This is a genomic window from Terasakiella sediminum (assembly GCF_033100395.1).
Taxonomy (GTDB): domain Bacteria; phylum Pseudomonadota; class Alphaproteobacteria; order Rhodospirillales; family Terasakiellaceae; genus Terasakiella.
In genome coordinates, this window is record NZ_JAWLVJ010000019.1 from 73,414 (window position 1) to 91,736 (window position 18,323).

17 protein-coding genes are annotated in these 18,323 nt (G+C 49.9%); 16 read left to right on the forward strand and 1 reads right to left on the reverse strand.

What is annotated here, in order from left to right; translation table 11 throughout:
* The first annotated feature begins 15 nt into the window (after positions 1–15).
* From RYZ26_RS14735 to RYZ26_RS14800, 14 genes are all read left to right on the forward strand, one after another.
* Positions 16–1,911, forward strand: coding sequence for a uroporphyrinogen-III synthase (locus tag RYZ26_RS14735; protein ID WP_317683994.1), 1,896 nt, complete (start codon positions 16–18; stop codon positions 1,909–1,911).
* Complete coding sequence (locus RYZ26_RS14740; protein WP_317683995.1) at positions 1,911–3,278, forward strand: heme biosynthesis protein HemY; 1,368 nt, start codon at positions 1,911–1,913, stop codon at positions 3,276–3,278. The genes RYZ26_RS14735 and RYZ26_RS14740 overlap by 1 nt, the downstream gene beginning before the upstream one ends.
* Before the next feature lie 87 nt (positions 3,279–3,365).
* Positions 3,366–4,316, forward strand: coding sequence for a tRNA dihydrouridine synthase (locus tag RYZ26_RS14745; protein ID WP_317683996.1), 951 nt, complete (start codon positions 3,366–3,368; stop codon positions 4,314–4,316).
* Positions 4,307–5,836, forward strand: a complete 1,530-nt coding sequence (locus RYZ26_RS14750; RefSeq protein ID WP_317683997.1) for an ABC transporter ATP-binding protein — start codon at positions 4,307–4,309, stop codon at positions 5,834–5,836. The genes RYZ26_RS14745 and RYZ26_RS14750 overlap by 10 nt, the downstream gene beginning before the upstream one ends.
* A complete protein-coding gene (locus tag RYZ26_RS14755; RefSeq protein WP_317683998.1) occupies positions 5,833–6,903 on the forward strand; it encodes an ABC transporter permease in 1,071 nt (356 codons plus the stop codon). Before RYZ26_RS14750 ends, RYZ26_RS14755 begins: the two co-directional genes overlap by 4 nt.
* Positions 6,900–7,835, forward strand: a complete 936-nt coding sequence (locus RYZ26_RS14760) for an ABC transporter permease (protein WP_317683999.1) — start codon at positions 6,900–6,902, stop codon at positions 7,833–7,835. The genes RYZ26_RS14755 and RYZ26_RS14760 overlap by 4 nt, the downstream gene beginning before the upstream one ends.
* 47 nt (positions 7,836–7,882) lie before the next feature.
* Complete coding sequence (locus RYZ26_RS14765) at positions 7,883–9,040, forward strand: BMP family ABC transporter substrate-binding protein (RefSeq protein ID WP_317684000.1); 1,158 nt, start codon at positions 7,883–7,885, stop codon at positions 9,038–9,040.
* Between the two features lie 80 nt (positions 9,041–9,120).
* Positions 9,121–10,002 (forward strand): NAD-dependent epimerase/dehydratase family protein, encoded by an 882-nt coding sequence (locus RYZ26_RS14770; RefSeq protein ID WP_317684001.1) that lies wholly within the window; start codon positions 9,121–9,123, stop codon positions 10,000–10,002.
* A complete protein-coding gene (locus RYZ26_RS14775; RefSeq protein WP_317684002.1) occupies positions 9,999–11,483 on the forward strand; it encodes a hypothetical protein in 1,485 nt (494 codons plus the stop codon). Before RYZ26_RS14770 ends, RYZ26_RS14775 begins: the two co-directional genes overlap by 4 nt.
* A 103-nt stretch (positions 11,484–11,586) precedes the next feature.
* Positions 11,587–11,778 (forward strand): hypothetical protein, encoded by a 192-nt coding sequence (locus RYZ26_RS14780; protein WP_317684003.1) that lies wholly within the window; start codon positions 11,587–11,589, stop codon positions 11,776–11,778.
* Between the two features lie 99 nt (positions 11,779–11,877).
* The gene (locus RYZ26_RS14785) at positions 11,878–13,611 is read left to right on the forward strand and encodes a tetratricopeptide repeat-containing sulfotransferase family protein (protein ID WP_317684004.1); all 1,734 of its coding nucleotides are present in this window, start codon (positions 11,878–11,880) and stop codon (positions 13,609–13,611) included.
* 87 nt (positions 13,612–13,698) lie between these two features.
* A complete protein-coding gene (locus RYZ26_RS14790) occupies positions 13,699–13,905 on the forward strand; it encodes a hypothetical protein (RefSeq protein ID WP_317684005.1) in 207 nt (68 codons plus the stop codon).
* Positions 13,906–14,384: 479 nt separating this feature from the next.
* Entirely contained in the window at positions 14,385–15,212 is an 828-nt protein-coding gene (locus tag RYZ26_RS14795; protein ID WP_317684006.1) for a J domain-containing protein, read from the forward strand.
* A 96-nt stretch (positions 15,213–15,308) separates the two neighbouring features.
* A complete protein-coding gene (locus tag RYZ26_RS14800) occupies positions 15,309–16,262 on the forward strand; it encodes a 2-hydroxyacid dehydrogenase (RefSeq protein WP_317684007.1) in 954 nt (317 codons plus the stop codon).
* A gap of 78 nt (positions 16,263–16,340) precedes the next feature.
* On the opposite strand, the gene RYZ26_RS14805 is transcribed toward RYZ26_RS14800, so the two are convergent.
* On the reverse strand, positions 16,341–17,057 hold the full coding sequence (locus tag RYZ26_RS14805; protein WP_317684008.1) for a Bax inhibitor-1/YccA family protein: 717 nt from the start codon (positions 17,055–17,057) through the stop codon (positions 16,341–16,343).
* Between the two features lie 335 nt (positions 17,058–17,392).
* On the opposite strand from RYZ26_RS14805, the gene RYZ26_RS14810 reads away from it, so the two are divergent.
* Both RYZ26_RS14810 and RYZ26_RS14815 read left to right on the forward strand, forming a co-directional pair.
* A complete protein-coding gene (locus RYZ26_RS14810; RefSeq protein WP_317684009.1) occupies positions 17,393–17,815 on the forward strand; it encodes a globin family protein in 423 nt (140 codons plus the stop codon).
* 130 nt (positions 17,816–17,945) lie between these two features.
* Positions 17,946–18,275 carry a DUF2628 domain-containing protein gene (locus RYZ26_RS14815; RefSeq protein WP_317684010.1) on the forward strand — a complete coding sequence of 110 codons (330 nt, stop codon included), beginning with the start codon at positions 17,946–17,948 and terminating at the stop codon, positions 18,273–18,275.
* Positions 18,276–18,323 lie beyond the last annotated feature (48 nt).

The window sequence follows — 18,323 nt, forward strand, 5'->3', positions numbered from 1 at the left end:
TTACATGGGGGAAACATGCGTTTACTTGTCACACGACCAAAAGAAGATGCTGATCCCCTTGTTAAAATCCTGAAATCCAAAGGACATGAGGCTGTCACCTTTCCGCTTCTGACCATCAAGGGCGAAGCGGACGGGGCAAAAGCGCTGGCCGATCTGAAAGTGGCTGATATTCAGGCGATTTTGGTGACCAGTGCCAATGGCGTGCGTCATCTGGCAAGTGCCGATAAACGCCGCAGCTTCAAAATCCTTGCTGTCGGGGACGCCTCTGCCAAGGCCGCAAGCGAAGCGGGCTTTAAATCGGTTGAAAGTGCTACAGGTGATGTGGAAGCTTTGGCGAAACTTGCCAAGGAAAAATGTGACCCTAAAAAAGGCAAGCTCATCCATGTGGCGGGGTCGCGCATCGCAGGGGACCTGAAAGGCCTGCTTGAAAAAGACGGGTTTGAATATGTCCGCGTTGTGCTTTACAGCGCGGATAAAACAACCGATCTCAGCCTAACCCTTAAAAAAGATATCTCAGCCGGAACCATCAACGGCGTGCTGCTTTATTCTCCGCGCACGGCCACGGCTTTCGTGGAATTGGCGGAAAAAGCCAAGATCAAATCCAGCCTGAAGAATCTAAGCGCTTTCTGCCTGAGCAAGGCGGTGGCCGACAAGCTGAAAGATGCTGGTTTTAAAGAAATTATAACAGCCAAGACACCGGATCAGGATGCGCTTGTCGCATGCCTGTCAGCAAAGGACGAAGTGATGACGACCAAAAAAGAAGAACCAGTAAAATCGGCAGCCAAGAAAGAAGATGTAAAAAACGATACTGCGCCCAAGAAAGCCAGTGCGGCCAGCACGACAGATGCCAAAAAGGCGGACGACCCGGTTGAAAAGGCGTTGAAGGAAAAGCCAGCTGCCCCGGTTAAAAAGAAAGGTTCCTTCAAGGCGAAACTACTTGTCGCTTCTGTTGTAATCGTTGCTGGTGCAGCAGTCGGGGGACACTTCACCAAGGATATGTGGCTGCCGCAATTGAAAGCTGAACTCGCTGATCGTCTGAAGGTGGAGCCAAGCCAGGAAGTGCAACAGTATATGGCGAGCATTTCCAAACGGATGGCTGATCTGGAAAAGCTGCAGAAAGAACAGAAGCCACAAGATGTTGATTTAACACCTGTTTTGGATAAAGTCGCCGCCCTTGAAGCGGAATTTTCCAGTGTAAAATCGGAAATTTCAACTATTGAAATTTCTAATGTTCCAGCTGGAGAAGTAGTGGGCCTTAAGGAATTGGCCGCACTGAAAGAAGAAAACAAGCGCCTGTCCCAATTGGTGACGGAACTGAACAACCGTCTGGCTGATGTGGAAGCAGCGCGCCTTCAGGCACGCAGTTCATCTGATAACGCGCAAGCCCTGATCGCAAGCTTAAGTGCCTTGCGTGAAGTGGTGCGCACGTCATCGCCTTACGGGCCGGAGTTGAAAACGCTGGCAGCGCTGGCGCAAGGGGATGTCAGTCTGGAACTGGCTGTGGATAGCCTGAAAGCCCATGCCGGTGATGGTATTCCTTCCCAAAGTGCGCTGATCAGCTCGTTCGACAAAACAGCCAACGATATTGTGCGCGCAGTTGCGGTGCCGGAAGGGGCAGACTGGATGGAACAGACGGTGAAGAATATCACCTCGCTGGTCAATATCCGCCGTGCTCCTGGCAATTTGGATGGTGAGGGTGCATTAGGTGTTGTGGCACGCGCCGAACATAATGTGAATAACGGTGATCTGGCCGCAGCGATTAAAGAATTGAATACGCTGGAAGGCAACCCGCTGGATGCTGCCAAAGGCTGGATCGATCAGGCGCAGGCCCGACTGGATGCGCAGGCCGCCCTTTCTAAGATGCAGGCGCATATCTTATCGTTGCTGGGTGGGACAGGAGGCCAAGGCTAATGTTTGGTCGTATCGTTAAATATATTGTCCTGCTGCTGATCTTCGTTGCGATCGGCATCTGGTTTGCGGAAAACCCCGGTCAGGTTTCGGTTGAATGGCAGGGTGTCATCGTGGATGTGCCCATCGCGCTTGCCCTTGTGGCCGTTTTGGTCGTGGTTGGATTTTGTGCGCTTTTGTATCGTGGCTGGCTGTTTATTCGCCGTTCGCCCAAAATATTTGGTCATTACCGCAGCGAAAAGCGCACGCACAAAGGTTATGAATCGCTCACCAAAGGCTTGGTTGCTGTGGCGGCGGGCGAATCGGGCGAAGCGATCAAACATGCGCGCAAAGCCAATCAATTGCTGAAAGATCCAAGCCTCACCATGTTGCTTTCCGCGCAGGCCGCGCAGTTGGAAGGCGATGATCAGGCCGCAACCCGGTTTTTTGATGAAATGTCCAAAACCAAGGGGATGGAATTCCTGGGCTTGCGCGGTCTGTTAAACCAGGCCATAGCCCGGGGTGATACGGATGAAGCCCTGATGCTGGCGAAGAAAGCTTATCAGTTAAAGCCAAAGACAGAGTGGCTCGCCCACAACCTGTTTGAACTGCAACTGGAAAAAGGTCAGTGGGCGGAAGCCGAATCGACACTGGATACATCGGTGAAGCACAAATTGGTGGATGCGAGTAAAGGCAAGACGCAAAAAGCCGCTTTGATGGTGGAACGTGCGCGCCAGGCTGAAGAAGAAGGTTCCGTTGACGGGGCCATCCGCTTGTTGGGTCTGGCATTAAAACAAGACCCGATGATGGCGCCCGCTGCTTTGATGGAAGCGCGTTTGCTCGCGAAAACCAATAAATTGCGCAAAGCCTATAGCGTGATTGAAGAGATGTGGGCACGCAATCCGCATCCTGCGCTTTATGATCTGTATCAGGAGCTTCACGCCGAACCGGATGCGTTGAAGCGGGTGAAACTGGCGGAAAAACTGGCAGGCAAATACCGCACACATATCGAAAGCCGGGTGATTATCGCCCGTGCGGCACTGGAAGCCCAGTTGTGGGGCGAGGCGCGTGATGAGTTGACTGTTCTGTTAACCGAAGCGCCAAGTGCCCGGGTCTTTGCGCTGCAGGCACAATTGGTTGAAACCGAAAATGGCGATATGGCGGGTGCGCGAGAATGGTTGCGAAAAGCGACCGAAGCAGCAGCGAATCCCGCCTGGGTCTGTCAGTCCTGTGGTGATGTGTCGGCGGACTGGTCGGCAGTCTGTGGAAAATGCGGTGGTTTTGACAGTAAAAAATGGCAAACCCCACCGCAAGCCATCGTTGCTGAACTGGAAGCCCCCATTGAAGCCGAACTGGTCAAAGAGGTGGTCAAGCCAAGCGCTGCAGAATGATCGGTTTGTTGCACTTTCTTTAAAGACAAGCCTGTTGTGATTTGCTAAAAGCTTTTTTTTACCAAGCGGTCAAGGATTTGGGAATCGATGACCATCACACTGGCCCCGATGGAAGGGGTTGTTGACGTCCATATGCGCGATATGCTGACACGGATCACAGGGTTCGACCTGTGTGTGACAGAATTCGTGCGCGTCTCCCAAGTGGTGGCCCCGGCAGAATGGTTCTTTAAATACTGCCCCGAACTTTCCAATAATTGTGAAACCCAGTCTGGCATTCCGGTCCATGTACAGTTGATGGGCGGTGAAGCCGATGTGGTTGCCGCCAATGCTGCCTTTGCAGTGGAACTGGGCGCAACCGGGATTGATCTGAACTTCGGCTGTCCGGCAAAGACGGTGAACCGCCATATGGCAGGTGCTGCTTTGCTGCAATGGCCGGAAAAACTGTTTGAAATTTGCTCTGCCGTTAAAGCGGCCCTGCCGGATCACATCCCTTTAAGCGCCAAGATGCGCTTAGGCTTTGAAGATAAAACGCTGTGTTTGGATAATGCGAAAGCCCTGGAAGAAGCAGGCGCTGAAAAGCTGACCGTTCATGCGCGTACCAAGCTGGAAGGCTATAAAGCGCCTGCGCATTGGGAATGGATTGCCAAAATTTGTGAGGTGATCGACATCCCGGTTGTGGCAAATGGCGAGATCTGGACGCCTGAAGATGCGGCGAAATGCCGGGAAATCAGTGGCTGTGACGACATTATGATCGGACGCGGCGCCATTGCACGTCCATCCTTGGCACGTGAGATCAAGGGTGGGGAGTTTGCCGATTGGGTCGAAATGCTCGGTTGGCTGGATATCTATTGTGATCTGATGCAGGACACCAAACGCCCGAAATGGGGTGAAGGCCGCATGAAACAATGGATCAAGCTGCTGGGCCGCACCTACCCGGAAGCAAAAGAATTGTTTAAAGAGATCAAACTGATCAAGGACCCGGTTGCCATTCAGGCGGTCGTTCGAAATAAAGTGCGTGAGGTTGGCTTATGCGCCTAGAACTCTCCGGCATTACAAAGGCCTTTCCTGCCTGTATCGCCAATGACCATGTGGACTTTAACGTCAAGCCGGGGGAAATCCATGCGCTTCTGGGCGAAAACGGCGCGGGTAAATCCACGCTGGTGAAAATGATCTATGGGATTATGCAGCCCGATGAAGGCCAGATCATCTGGGAAGGTCATCCGGTTCAGATCGATAACCCGGGCAATGCGCGCAAATTGGGCATCGGCATGGTGTTCCAGCATTTTTCCCTCTTTGAATCCATGACCGTGCTGGAAAATGTCGCCCTGGGGATCAATGAGAAAGGCTCGCTTAAAGAACTTGCCAAGCGCATCATTGAGGTTTCAGAAAAATACGGTCTGCCGCTGGACCCGGTGCGTCATATCCATACGTTATCGGTGGGCGAGCGCCAACGCGTGGAGATTGTGCGCTGTCTGTTGCAGGACCCGAGCCTGATCATTATGGATGAACCGACCTCGGTTCTGACACCGCAGGAAGTGGATAAGCTGTTTGTGACGCTGCGCCGCTTGCGTGAAGAAGGCCGATCCATCCTCTATATCTCCCACAAGCTGGATGAGATCAAAGCCTTATGTGATCGCGCAACCATCCTGCGCGCAGGCAAGGTTGTGGGCGGGTGTGATCCATCGCAAGAAAGTGCGCGATCCATGGCACAGATGATGGTGGGCGAAGAAATTCAGACACCGGAAAAGAATGCCAATGTCACAGCGGGCGAAGATCGTCTGGTGGTGGAAAATCTATCCATGTCCACCGATGATGTATTTGTGGCTGATCTGGACAGTGTTGGTTTCAGCGTGAAATCTGGCGAAATCTTTGGCATTGCGGGCGTTGCGGGCAATGGACAGAACAATCTTCTGTCTTTGTTGTCCGGTGAACGTCTGTGCCCCAGCGATAATGCCATCCGCATTGATGGCGTGCCTGTTGCGCATTTAGGTCCACAGAAACGCCGTAAGATGGGCATGGCCTTTGTGCCGGAAGAACGACTTGGGCATGGCACCGTGCCGGAAATGTCACTGGCGGATAACACGGTCCTGTCCGGGCATGGGGTATCTGATCTGGTGCAAATGGGCTGGTTACGCTTTTCAAAAGCACATGCACTGGCAAAAAAGATTATCGAAGCTTTCGATGTGCGAACGGGCGGGTCGAAATCCGAAGCGAAATCTCTTTCTGGCGGGAACCTGCAGAAATTTATCATCGGGCGTGAATTGTTAAAAAGCCCGCGTCTTTTGATCGTTGCCCAACCCACTTGGGGTGTGGATGCAGGCGCAGCTGCGGCCATTCATCAGGCCCTGATGGATTTGCGCGATGAAGGCTGTGCCATCTTGGTGGTGTCCCAAGATCTGGATGAACTGTTTGCCATTACCGATCGCATGGCGGTGATTTCTCATGGGCGATTGTCCGAAGCGCGAGAAACCCATGAGACCTCGGTTGAACAGGTTGGTTTGTTGATGGGCGGTCTGTTTGATCAGGTCGATGCCTGGGATGAGGAGGCCCGCACATGATCCGATTTGAACCGCGTCTGGCCCCTTCGCGCATGATGGTTTATGGGGCACCCTTGCTGGCGGTTGTCCTGACATTGGTCGCCGGGGCGATGATGTTTTCTGCCCTGGGATATAACGCAGGTCAATCATTATACTTATTCTTCATTAAACCTATCAGTGATTCTTATGGTATAACCGAGCTGCTGTTAAAGGCCACACCCCTGACGCTCTGCGCGGTTGGGCTCGCTTTGGGCTTTCGCGGCAACGTCTGGAATATCGGGGCGGAAGGTCAGTTGACCATGGGGGCGATTACGGCCGGGGCCATTGCGGTCACCTGGCATGAAAGCACCAGTTCTTTGATGATCCCCATCATGATTGTTGCGGGCATTGCAGGCGGTATGGCCTGGGCTGCGATCCCGGCTTTTTTGAAAACACGCTTTCACGCTAATGAAATTCTGACCAGTCTGATGCTGACCTATGTGGCGACGTTGTTCTTAGGGTATCTGGTTAACGGTCCGCTTCGTAATCCGGAAGGTTTTAACTTCCCGGAATCACGTACCTTTGGTGAGGCGGCGATCCTGCCTTTATTGGTCGAGGGTTCCCGCCTTCATATCGGGGCGTTGATCGCTTTATTCGTTGTGATCCTTGGCTGGATATTGATCAGCCGCACCTTGATCGGTTTTCAGGTCAAGGTCGTGGGCCTGACTCCACTGGCTGCAAGCTATGCTGGCTTTAGCCCGAAAAAAGTTGTGTGGATGAGCCTTTTGTTGGGCGGGGGGCTGGCAGGTTTGGCAGGCATGTTTGAAGTGGCCGGACCGATCGGACAGTTACAGCCGATCATTTCCCCCGGTTACGGCTTTACCGCCATTATCGTTGCCTTTTTGGGGCGTCTGCATCCGATGGGAATTTTGATGGCGGCTTTGTTGATTGCGCTTTCTTATCTCGGTGGAGAAACCGTGCAGATGGAATTGAGCCTGCCTTTGGCTGTAACGGGCGTTTTTCAGGGCATGCTTTTGTTCTTCCTGCTGGCCTCTGATGTGTTGATCAATTACCGCCTGGTCCTTGGTTTTAAGAGGAAAGCCGCATGATCGGATTTGAAGTTGAAACCATTGTCGCCATCTTGCTGGGCGTTGCACGCGGGGCGACCCCGCTGGTGTTTGCTGCCATTGGTGAATTGATCACGGAAAAATCCGGTGTGTTGAACCTGGGTGTGGAAGGCATGATGCTGGTTGGCGCGGTTGCTGGTTTTATTGCCGTTGTGGCTACGGGCAGTTCAACATTGGGGATTTTTGCCGCCATGTTGGCGGGGGCCTTGCTCTCCAGTCTGTTTGCGGTATTGGTCTTATTCCTCCATACCAATCAGGTGGCAAGTGGCCTGGCGCTCACCATCTTTGGCGTTGGCGTTTCCGCCTTTTTCGGACTGAGTTATCAGGGCACGCCGATTGAGGGGCTGCAGGCGATCCATATCCCGGGTCTGAGCGATATTCCGGTCTTTGGGCCGTTGCTGTTTGGCCATGACATTATGGTTTATGTCGCCTTTATTCTGGTGGCTGCGACCGCCTGGTTCTTAAACAGTTCGCGCTGGGGCATGATTTTGCGCGCGGTGGGCGAATCCCATCATGCTGCGCATGCCATTGGCTATCCGGTTGTGACCATCCGTTTTTGCGCCATCCTGTTTGGCGGGGCTATGTCGGGTCTGGCAGGCGCCTATATCTCGTTGATTTATACGCCGATGTGGGGCGAAAACATGACAGCGGGGCGCGGATGGATCGCGCTTGCGTTGGTGGTTTTTGCCACCTGGAAGCCATCACGTGCGCTGATCGGAGCGTATTTGTTTGGCGGGGTGACGATTTTACAGTTAAATGTCCAAAGTCTGGGCGTAGATATCTCGGCGCATCTGATGAATATGCTGCCGTATATCGCAACAATTCTGGTTTTGGTGATCATCTCGCGCGATGAAACCAAAATCCGGCTGAATGCACCGGCCTGTCTGGGGAAACCTTTCAGGGCGGATGGATAATTGGGAAAGAGAGACCTTTTAAAAATTTAGGTTAGGAGTTGAATTTAATGCGAAATTTCAAGGCGATCATGGCGGCAGCTGCCGTTTCATTGACCCTGGTAGCTTGTGGCGAAAGTGACGAGCCCAAAAAGGCGGCTGAAGAAGCCCCGGCGAAAAAAGAAATGGTCGAGAAAAAAGCAGAACCTGCCCCAGCAGCAGCTGGCCCGGCAAAAGTTGGTTTTGTTTATGTCTCCCCTGTGGGTGATGCGGGCTACACTTACCAGCATGACCTGGGTCGTAAAGCCATTGAAGAAAAATTTGGCGATAAAATTAAAGTCAGCTTCGTTGAATCTGTGGCTGAAGGCCCGGATTCAGAACGTGTGATCATGAATTTTGCGAAAGGCGATTATAAAGCGATTTTCGCAACGTCCTTTGGTTACATGAACCCAACTTTGAAAGTGGCGAAGCAGTTCCCAAACACAGCGTTTGAACATGCAACAGGCTACAAACGTGCGGCAAACGTCAATACGTATCTGGCGCGTTTCTACGAAGGACGTTACCTGGTGGGTCTGGTTGCGGGCAAAATGACCAAATCCAACGTCATCGGTTATGTGGCTGCTTTCCCGATCCCTGAGGTTGTGCGCGGCATCAACGCCTTTACACAAGGTATTCGTGCTGTAAACCCAGAAGCGGAAGTTCGCGTGATCTGGACAAACTCCTGGTATGACCCGGGTAAGGAACGTCAGGCAGCAGACACATTGATCGGTCAGGGCGCAGACGTTTTGAACCTGCACGCAGATAGCCCGGCCACCATTCAGGCGGCTGAAGATGCAGGCGTTTATGCCATCGGTTATAACTCCGATCTGTCCAAGTTCGGCCCGAAAGCACACCTGACAGCGTCTATGACCAACTGGGCACCTTACTATGTGAAACGTGTGGAAGAAGTTCTGGCTGGTTCCTGGAAAGGGGATCGCGACACATGGGATGGTCTGAAGGAAAATATGGTTCAGATCGCACCGTTTAACGAAGCGGTTCCACAGGACGTTCAGGACTTGGTGAATAAAGCCAAAGCTGACATTATCGCTGGCACCTTGCACCCGTTTGCAGGTCCGATCAAAGATAACGAAGGCAACGAAAAAGTGGCTGCGGGCACAACAATGTCTGATGGGGATATGCTGGGCTTTAACTGGTATGTCGAAGGCGTGGTTGGTAAATTGCCAAACTAAGTCTTTCTATATAAAGTGAGGGAGGGCTGTACCAACGGGTGCGGCCCTTTTTCTTTGTGTGAATTTTTAATTGGTGTAGAGTGCGCCAGAATGAAGTTAAAGGGGCACAGATGGTGAAGGTTGTCGTAACAGGGGCGCATTCAGGTATTGGTCAGGATCTGATTAAATCCGTTTGTGAGAAGGGTGTCGAGGTTCTTGCACTTATCACCCCTTGGGCGAAACAGGACGGGCTTTATCAGAAAGACGGTTCCGTCATTTATATCCCGTGTGATCTTCAAAAAACAGTTCCGGCTGACATTGTCGATCAGTGCAAGGATGCGGAAATTCTGGTCCATCTGGCTTGGGCGCGACCAAAAGATGTCAGCAAGGCCACATCGGATAACCTCGATCTCTATCAGAATTTAACAACGGCCCTTCCTGATGACATCAAGACGGTCTTTATGTCGTCGGTTTGTGCAACCGATGTGAACCCCAGTTATTACGGGCAGGCGAAATTTGCCTTGGCGCAAAAAATGGATCGATCACGCACGGTCGAAATCATTGCGGGCCTTGTGATGTCGGAACCTGCCATGGGGCCGTATCTTGCTTTGCAGAATTTTGTCTGCAAGCTGCATGGGGCCTTTAAATTCTTGCCGTCGCCCATGGCGGTGGTGGCGGATGCGGATCAGGTGATGCAGGCCTTGGAAAAATCGGTGCTGGATTTTGATAATTGCCCGCGACTGGTGGCTGCTTATCGACCCGAAGCTGTGCGGCTAAACGATCTGATTGTCGATATTCTGAAAGTTAAGAAAGTCAGTGGTCTGCCCATCCCGGTGCCCAATGGCCTGACGGTTGCGATGCTGTATCTGGTGCGTAAATTGGTGCCATCAATGTCAATCGCGGATCGATTGATTACGCTCTTGACCGTCAGTCCCGAAGCGGTTGAAAAACGCGTGGTCCTTGAAAATAAGGACGGGGCATGAGTGGGCCTGAAAAAATAGCCATCATCGGCAGTGGCCCGGCCGGCTTTGGTGCGCTGGCCCGGCTGGTGGCGTTGAAACGGGCAGGGCGCGATCTGGAAATTACCGTTTTTGCCAGCGGGAATGCGGATCAGGAAGCCCGCGTTCAGGCTGATTATAAAGAACGGTTTGATGCAAGGGATATCAATCAAACCCTGAAATCATCCAAAGCTTTGGGCGAAGGTGGTTTGCTGCCGCCACGATGTTTTAACAATGAACCTGTGACAAGCCATCGCGGGCATGATGGATTAAAGACCGAGATTAAAATTTCCGACAGTTTCGGCGGTATCGGGAATTATTGGAGCAGTTCTGTCTTCCCCAATCACCACCTGCATGACCCGGTGGTGAATAAATTGGGGGATCTGAAAGACCATTATGACTTTATCGCAGACCTGATCCCTGTTGCAGGACAAAAGGACGATCCACTGTCGTGCTTTTTTGATGAAAGTAGTTTGAATCAGCCGGGCCTTGACCTTGATCCGGCACTGGATGATTTGCGCGGAACAGCAAAGAAAGAGTCTTTTGATCTTGCCATCGGGGCCAATCGTTTTGCATTAAAGACCGAAGCTTCTGATCAAAACGCCTGTATCGCCTGTGGGGACTGCATGTATGGCTGTCCACGCGATGCGATTTTTCGGGCTGCCCGTCCGATCTGGGAAATGGCACAGGAAGGGTTGTGTCAGATCATCTATGAAGAAGTCGTGCAGTTTTCCGGCACAGATTTGAAGACAGTAACGCAAACTCAGACATTCGATAAAATCTTTGTCTGTGGCGGAGCGTTGGGGTCATCACAGCTGGTGCGTAACAGTCTGGGTAAACCGGAAAAACAGATTGAATTATATGACACCATGCTCTGGTATTTCCCGGCTCTTTCTTTTTGGCCGAAAAAGACGGGACGGGCAGATCGCGGGATCGCTTTTGCCGAACTGGCAGGCGGGCTTTGTGAGACAGAGACCAAAAGTTATAATCATTTGCTGGTTTCGCGCTTTCCCAATGCCATTGTGGATAATGTGCTTGGACGCAGTGATTTTTCCCAGCTTATGGCGAGTCTGGGCGGCAAGTTTGCCTTGATCGCTGCCATGTATGGATCGGATCAGGAATACATCACATATGGGCTGGAAGAACGTGACGGCAGCCTGAAAGCGGTCTCAAAGACAAAATCGGTTGAGCACATGGATGAAGCCAAGTTCAAAGCCTTTGCCGGATATCTGTCTGACAAGGGATGGTACGCTCATAAAAAACTGGTGATGGAAAATGCTACCAGCAGCCATTATGCGGCTAATCTTGGCTTTGCATATGGGATTGATGGATTGCCTCAACATGGCCAGATTTCGCCCAACATATATATATGTGATAGCGCCGGGTGGGACGGACCATCTATGTCGCAACAACATAGTTTTACCATTATGGCGAATGCGTCGCGATTGGTGCAGCAGACTTTGTAACTTAGACCTGTTACAATCTGTTACAAAAAAGAACTGGCTAAGTCATAATTAGGTTACAGTTTGTCTGTTAAATATATGACAGGGTCAACGAAGAGGGTATGTCATGGCTGGATCAGACAAAACACCGCGCATCTTGCGTAACCTGCATTGGATTATTGCAGGGGTGTTTGTGGTTGCCATGTCCGTAAGCCCCAAACTGTTTGCTGTTGCCGAACGCATGTGGTTTGAAACGGTTTCTTTGATCACAAAATTACCCGATCTTCTGATCTGGGTCTGGCTTCCCTATATTTTTTAAACTGCTTCTTTTCGGCGATTCCGGATTGGGCTACTATCGCGCAAACCTCATGTCACAGGGTGTGGGGAAGATTTATTCTATAGCGCAGATGGCTTTCTCATGACTAATCCCGCACTTGATCAGCTTCACCGTCAGGCAATTCAATTTTATCAGCAAGGTCAATTTACCAAAGCGATGGAATGTGCGCAGTCTGTCTTTAAGGTGCAGAAACGCGATCCGCATATTATGAACACTATTGGCCTGATTTATGCGGCCATGGGGGATCATAAAAAAGCCATCGCTTCATACAAAAAAGCGGTTAAAATTCAAGGGCGTGATCCCATGATGTGGCAGAACTATGCGGCATCGTTAAGTGCGTCAGGCAATCTGTCTCAAGCCAAATCCGCTTATCAGTCAGCGCTTAAGCTGGATGGCAATAATTATGCGACGCTGAATAATCTGGCCCATCTGTTGTTGCAGCTTAAACAATATGGTCAGATCGAAGAATATCTGAACAAAGCCATCACGTTGGATGCCAACCGTCCGGAAGCACACAATAATCTGGGGCTTTATCTGGAAGATATGAATGATCTGGAAGGTGCGGCAAACGCCTATCGGGAAGCGATCAACCGTCAGTCCAATCATCCTTTGTTCTGGCATCACCTTGCCCAGGTACAGGCCAAGCAGGATTTGCATGATGATGCGGTGGCTTCCTGTAAAAAAGCCATTGAACTCGCGCCAAACTTTGACATGGCCCATAAAAAGCTTGGTCGTCTCTATATCGAAGCCGGGCAGTTAAAAGAAGCCGAAGAGTCTTTGCGCAAAGCTTTGTCCATAGCGCCCAATTGTGATGCGTTTTTCCAATTGGCGGGTCTTGATTGTGTGGCACTGGATGATCCTATTTTCGTTCAGATGCGTGCGCATTATGAGACTGCGGACTTATCCAATATCGATCGGGAGCTTCTGGGGTTTGCGTTGGCACGTATTCTGGACAAGAACGCTTTTTATGATGTGGCTTTTGATTATCTGCTGAAAGCCAACAAAATCCGCCGTCAATCCTTCAAATATAATGTGAAACAAAGTGAAGGTTATTTTGACGCGGTCACTCAGCTTTATGATGCTGACTATCTGGCCGCACATGTTTGTGAAAGTGATAATTCGCTTCAGCCGATCTTTGTGCTCGGGATGCCACGATCAGGCACGACCCTGGTGGAACAAATTCTTGCGTCTCACCCTGGTGTGTCCGGGGCGGGGGAAGTGACGTATCTGAAAGAGGCGATTCAGGCCCATTATCCGGATTACTTTAAAGGCAAGCCGGTTTCCGAGATGGCAAAGATTGCACAGGTCGGGGCAGATTATCTCTCTCAGCTTTCCTATCATGCCGCTGGGAAGAAAATTGTCACAGATAAATTCACCAATAACTTTGAATTCATCGGGCTGATCAAACAGGCTTTGCCGAATGCAAAGACCATTCATGTGATGCGTGATGCGAAAGATACCTGTCTTTCCTGTTTCATGCAGAGCTTTGGCAGTGACATGCCCTTTATCTATGATCTGGCAGAGCTGGGTCGATATTATAAGGCCTATGAAAAACTGATGGCCCATTGGTCTGAACTGTTGGGTGATGAGATTTATCATATCTCTTATGAACAGCTGATCGAAGATCGCGACGGCGAAGTGGCCAAGCTTCTGGATTTCTGTGATCTGGAATTTGCCGAAGAATGTCATCAATTCCATGAACAGAAGCGCCGGGTCAAGACCGCAAGCTATGTTCAGGTGCGCCAACCGATCTATCGTAAGTCTATGCAGCGCTGGAAGAATTACGAAACCCATCTGGATGCCTTGTCTTTCTAGATAGGTAGGAATGCGTAAATGTGTTGGCGGTCACATCCCCAGGTGTTGTGACCTGTCTTAATCTGTCTGTAATTAAAGGAGACAGAGATGAGACGCTATCCCACACCAGCCCCCTATAAACTGATCAGTGATATGGCACGCGACCTGATTTGGATGGCGGCTGCCCAGGAAGGTCCGGAAAGCTGGCACCAACGTCACCATCATGTCCGTCTTTTTGCGCAAAATCTTTACGGCGACTGTGAAGAAGCCGACTTGTTAGGGGCGATGATGAGCCTGCAGGAGGATCGGGTCTAAAAGTCTGAAAGAAAAGACAAAACCACCATCAAACAAATTACATAAAATTTTATCTAAGTTTCGTATGCGGTACGTTTCTGCTTGAGAGTATGTTTTTTGCCTTTGTGGATAAGCTTATTTTATATTTAAAATCAATGATTTAATCTGTGGATAAATTGTAGCTTCAGAAGTTTATAAAAGGTTAAAGAAGGCAACTGCGCGTGCAGATTTCAGCCATTTTGGACGCATTTTCAGGGGCTTGAAAAGGGGCAGAGCGGGGGAACAACTACGTTTGAATCTAGATAGATAAAATTTGAGAAAAAATTATCTGCATTGGTAGGTAACACTTTTTTTACAAAGAATCAGTATCTTAGAAGGTAGAGTTCAGGCCTTTCCTTCATTTTTGAGCTGAAGGAGTAAGGTCGGACATGATGTTTAACAACATTCGTAGTTGACGGTGGGCGGTAACTCCACCCATAATGAAGAAATGGATATAAAAAGTGTTAGATAGTTCGGCGCAATCTGCTTCACAAACCCGTAACCATGAAGCCACCGCTTCCATGAGTGCGGGGGAAGAAGTTAAAGAACAAGATGATCATGTGAAAATGAAAAAAGCAAAACCTAAATCATCAAATTTAAAACACTCCTACACCATTCCCTGCACCAGTCAGTTCCGTGACCGGGTCAGTCATCTGGCCGATCAGAAAAAAGTTAACGTGGCTGATCTTGCTCGTTCCGTCTTGTTGATGGTCAGTGATGCTGACATATCTGCCTTTGCCGATCCAGGTGACCCGGACGCCCAGGATCGTGAAACCGTGATCCTGAAATCGGGTCCGAGCAAAGGGCGTCCCTGGCGACGTAAACCGCGCCTGCAAGTACGTATGGCCCCAGGGTATGACGTGCTGCACATTCGTAAGGCACTAAACCTTGCCTTGTATATGGAAGAAGGAAAAGCAGAGGTCCGTGTCCATACTGAAGAAAGCCTGCGTGCCCAGAAAGCCGAGTTGGAAGCCATGAAAAAACAGGTGGAAGAACAGGCAAAAGCACAAAATAATATTCATAATCTTCCCGAAACAATCGAGGAAATGGAAAGATTACGAGCGATTGTTTCGGTCTTGTCGTTTGAGCCGTTGCATGAAGGGGTACAGGACCGTAGTGATGCGTTACACATCCTTGGTTTCCCACCCAAAACATACCCGGGACGATCTGAACTTACCGCGCGTTTTCGCATGCTGGCAACTATTCACCACCCAGACGGGAAATATGGTAGCCACGAACGCATGAGCCAATTGAACCAGGCGATGGCAATTTTACGCTCTGCAAGCTGACTTATCCACAGGGCTGTGGATAAAATTCAAGCGCCGTTCTGTCTTCGGAACGGCGTTTTTTATGTTATGGTGTTTGTCTGAAAAAAGGAAAATCAGATGCCAAATCCAAAAATTCTCGTGACCAGAAAATTACCCACAGATGTCGAAAATCGTTTGATGGATACATTTGAAACTATTTTAAATCCGACAGATGAAGCTTACGATTCAGAAAAGTTAATTCAACAAGCCGAAAATGTAGATGCGATTTTATGCACGCCCTGTGATCAAATCGGTGCCGATTTGATTGCGAAACTTCCGGATCGAATTCGCATCATTTCCACCTTCTCCGTCGGCTATGAACATATCGATATTGCTGCCGCGATGAAACGCGGTATTACGGTGACCAACACGCCGGGTGTTTTGACCGATGCGACCGCCGATATCGCCCTGCTTTTATTGTTAGGGGCATCACGCCGGGCCCATGAAGGGGAACGTCTTATCCGGGAAGACAGCTGGACGGGCTGGAACCCGACCCAATTGATGGGCATTGGACTTCAGGGTAAACGTCTGGGCATTCTGGGCATGGGCCGCATCGGTCAGGCCGTAGCGGATCGTGCCAAAGCCTTTGGTATGGAGATCCATTATCATAACCGCCGCACTCTTGATTATGATGCGATTTATCATGACAGCCCGGAAAGTCTGTTGGGAGTCAGTGACTTCCTGTCGCTTCATTTCCCACTGACGGATCAGACGAAGAAATTCCTGAATGAAGAACGCATCAACCTGCTGCCGGACAATGCCGTGGTGATTAATACCGCGCGTGGCGGGGTGGTCGATGATGAGGCGCTGATCAATGCCCTTAAAAGCGGTCGCGTTGCAGCTGCCGGTCTGGATGTGTTTGACGGGGAGCCAAAGCTGCATGAAGGCTATCGTGGCCTATCCAATTGCTTCTTGCTGCCGCATCTCGGCAGTGCGACCATCGAGACCCGAAACGCCATGGGCTTTTGTGCCATCGATAATCTGGAAGCCTTCTTTAAAGGCGAGGATGTGCCGAACCCGGTGACGGCTTAACCGCAATATCCAGACATCAAAAAAACCCGGCCCCTGAATGTCAGGCAGGCCGGGTTTTTCTATTCAGATCAGATGATCCTATTCACGTTCGCCCAGGAAGCTGAGCAAGAACTGGAACATCAGGATGAAGTCGAGGTACAGTTCCAAGGCACCCATAATGGCCTTTTTGCCCGCGATCTCGGACCCGTCCATCGCGTTATATGTGTCTTTGATCTTTTGTGTGTCATAAGCGGTCAGGCCCGCAACGATCAACACACCAACCGCAGAAATCACCAGATGCATAATTGGGCTTTGCAGGAACCAGTTTACGACACTGGCAATGATGAGACCAAATAGACCCATGATCAGGAAAGTGCCCATACCGGACAGGTCACGTTTGGTGGTGTACCCATAAAGGCTCAAAGCACCAAAAGAAGCAGCTGTGATAAAGAGCGTGCGCGCAACACTGACACCTGTGTAGGCCAGCAGGATGTAAGAAAGCGACAGACCCATCAGGCTTGCATAAGTCCAGAAAGTCATCTGTGCAGTTTGCGCAGACATTTTATGGATGCGAACGCTTAAGAAGATCACCACACCAAGCGGTGCCAGCATGACAACCCATTTCAAAGGCGTGCCATGGATCAGGTTCATCAATGGTGCGGATGTTGAGGCCAACATCGCAACGATACCTGTAAGTGCGATGGCGGCCGCCATGTAGTTATAGACGCCCAGCATATATTTACGTAGGCCCACATCATACTGTGCAACACGTGCATCAGCTTGTGACATGGTTTGACGGTCATTACCGAATTGCATTTTGATCCTCTTAGGAGCTGTGAAAAACTCAATGAAATTGAAAATAGTTAGTATTCAATATGTCATGAAATGCAGCTTTTGCAAGTGAAACCAATATGAATCCATAAGGTTTCGATAGATTTTTACGGTTGTTTTTAATAGTTTTTAACTATGATTTCTGGGTTATATTTTGTGCAGTGCAGCAATATTGATGCTGATTAATCAGGCAATCCAGGTTTTCTATATTAATGGTCCATGGCCTAAAGCCCTGATTCACCGGACTTTCACATTTTTGGCATGAACCTTGTGTATAGATTCCCTATATTGGAACTTCACCCATGTGAAAGGATCAGCCTATGACCCCTGAAACCATCAAACTTGTACAAGATAGCTTTCAGAAAGTTGTACCGATTGCGGATACGGCCGCAGATATTTTTTATACACACCTTTTTGAAACTTCGCCCGAACTGCGCCCCCTCTTCCCAAATGAGATGGCAAGTCAGAAGGTGAAGCTGATGCAGGTGCTGGGTGGGGCCATTGCCAATCTTCATCAGGTCGATAGTGTAATTGCCAGCGTTCAGGACCTGGGCCGCCGTCATGTGGCTTATGGGGTGACGGATGAACATTACGATCTTGTTGGTGCTTCACTTCTTTATACATTGGAAAAGGGCTTAGGCCCTGCATGGAATGATGATCTTGCCGACGCTTGGACAGAAGTTTATGCCACCGTTGCCACAGTGATGAAAGCAGCAGCAGCCGAAGTTGAAGCGGCAGAATAATCAACAATGATGGGGCACCTCTGTTCCCACTTAATCCCGGTGGTCCGGTTTATGTAAACTTGGTTGTATCAATTTACACCATTTAGTAGTGTGTGGTTCATCTTTTGAATCAATGGGGTAGGGGCGTTTCATGACGCAAGTTGAAAATGCAGAGACGTTGCAGGAAGATACGGTTCTAGACCAGTCTGACGCACAAGAGTTTGTGCAAGATGAAGAACAGCAATTCAGAACGTTTGTTGGTCCTAATGCTGACAAATTTATGAAAGTGTATGATGCTGTAAAGAATAAAAAAAATACTTCTTCTTCGAATTGGATAATGCTGATCGGCATATTGCCTTGGTTCTTTTACCGCAAAATGTATCTTTTGGGTCTGTTGCTTTTCTTCGTCCCAATTGTGATCATTCTGATATTTCCAGATTTAGGTTCTGTTGACAAAGTGCTTTACCCAAACCCGAATTGATGTGACCTGAACGAAGCCGAGAAAGCTTAACATCGTTTTGTCATATCG

Bases quoted from the DNA above. Each gene is read 5' to 3' on its own strand.
- RYZ26_RS14735 (WP_317683994.1), top strand. From the start codon at position 16: ATGCGTTTACTTGTCACACGACCAAAAGAAGATGCTGATCCCCTTGTT.
- RYZ26_RS14740 (WP_317683995.1), top strand. From the start codon at position 1,911: ATGTTTGGTCGTATCGTTAAATATATTGTCCTGCTGCTGATCTTCGTT.
- RYZ26_RS14745 (WP_317683996.1), top strand. From the start codon at position 3,366: ATGACCATCACACTGGCCCCGATGGAAGGGGTTGTTGACGTCCATATG.
- RYZ26_RS14750 (WP_317683997.1), top strand. From the start codon at position 4,307: ATGCGCCTAGAACTCTCCGGCATTACAAAGGCCTTTCCTGCCTGTATC.
- RYZ26_RS14755 (WP_317683998.1), top strand. From the start codon at position 5,833: ATGATCCGATTTGAACCGCGTCTGGCCCCTTCGCGCATGATGGTTTAT.
- RYZ26_RS14760 (WP_317683999.1), top strand. From the start codon at position 6,900: ATGATCGGATTTGAAGTTGAAACCATTGTCGCCATCTTGCTGGGCGTT.
- RYZ26_RS14765 (WP_317684000.1), top strand. From the start codon at position 7,883: ATGCGAAATTTCAAGGCGATCATGGCGGCAGCTGCCGTTTCATTGACC.
- RYZ26_RS14775 (WP_317684002.1), top strand. From the start codon at position 9,999: ATGAGTGGGCCTGAAAAAATAGCCATCATCGGCAGTGGCCCGGCCGGC.
- RYZ26_RS14780 (WP_317684003.1), top strand. From the start codon at position 11,587: ATGGCTGGATCAGACAAAACACCGCGCATCTTGCGTAACCTGCATTGG.
- RYZ26_RS14785 (WP_317684004.1), top strand. From the start codon at position 11,878: ATGACTAATCCCGCACTTGATCAGCTTCACCGTCAGGCAATTCAATTT.
- RYZ26_RS14790 (WP_317684005.1), top strand. From the start codon at position 13,699: ATGAGACGCTATCCCACACCAGCCCCCTATAAACTGATCAGTGATATG.
- RYZ26_RS14800 (WP_317684007.1), top strand. From the start codon at position 15,309: ATGCCAAATCCAAAAATTCTCGTGACCAGAAAATTACCCACAGATGTC.
- RYZ26_RS14805 (WP_317684008.1), bottom strand. From the start codon at position 17,057: ATGCAATTCGGTAATGACCGTCAAACCATGTCACAAGCTGATGCACGT.
- RYZ26_RS14810 (WP_317684009.1), top strand. From the start codon at position 17,393: ATGACCCCTGAAACCATCAAACTTGTACAAGATAGCTTTCAGAAAGTT.
- RYZ26_RS14815 (WP_317684010.1), top strand. From the start codon at position 17,946: ATGACGCAAGTTGAAAATGCAGAGACGTTGCAGGAAGATACGGTTCTA.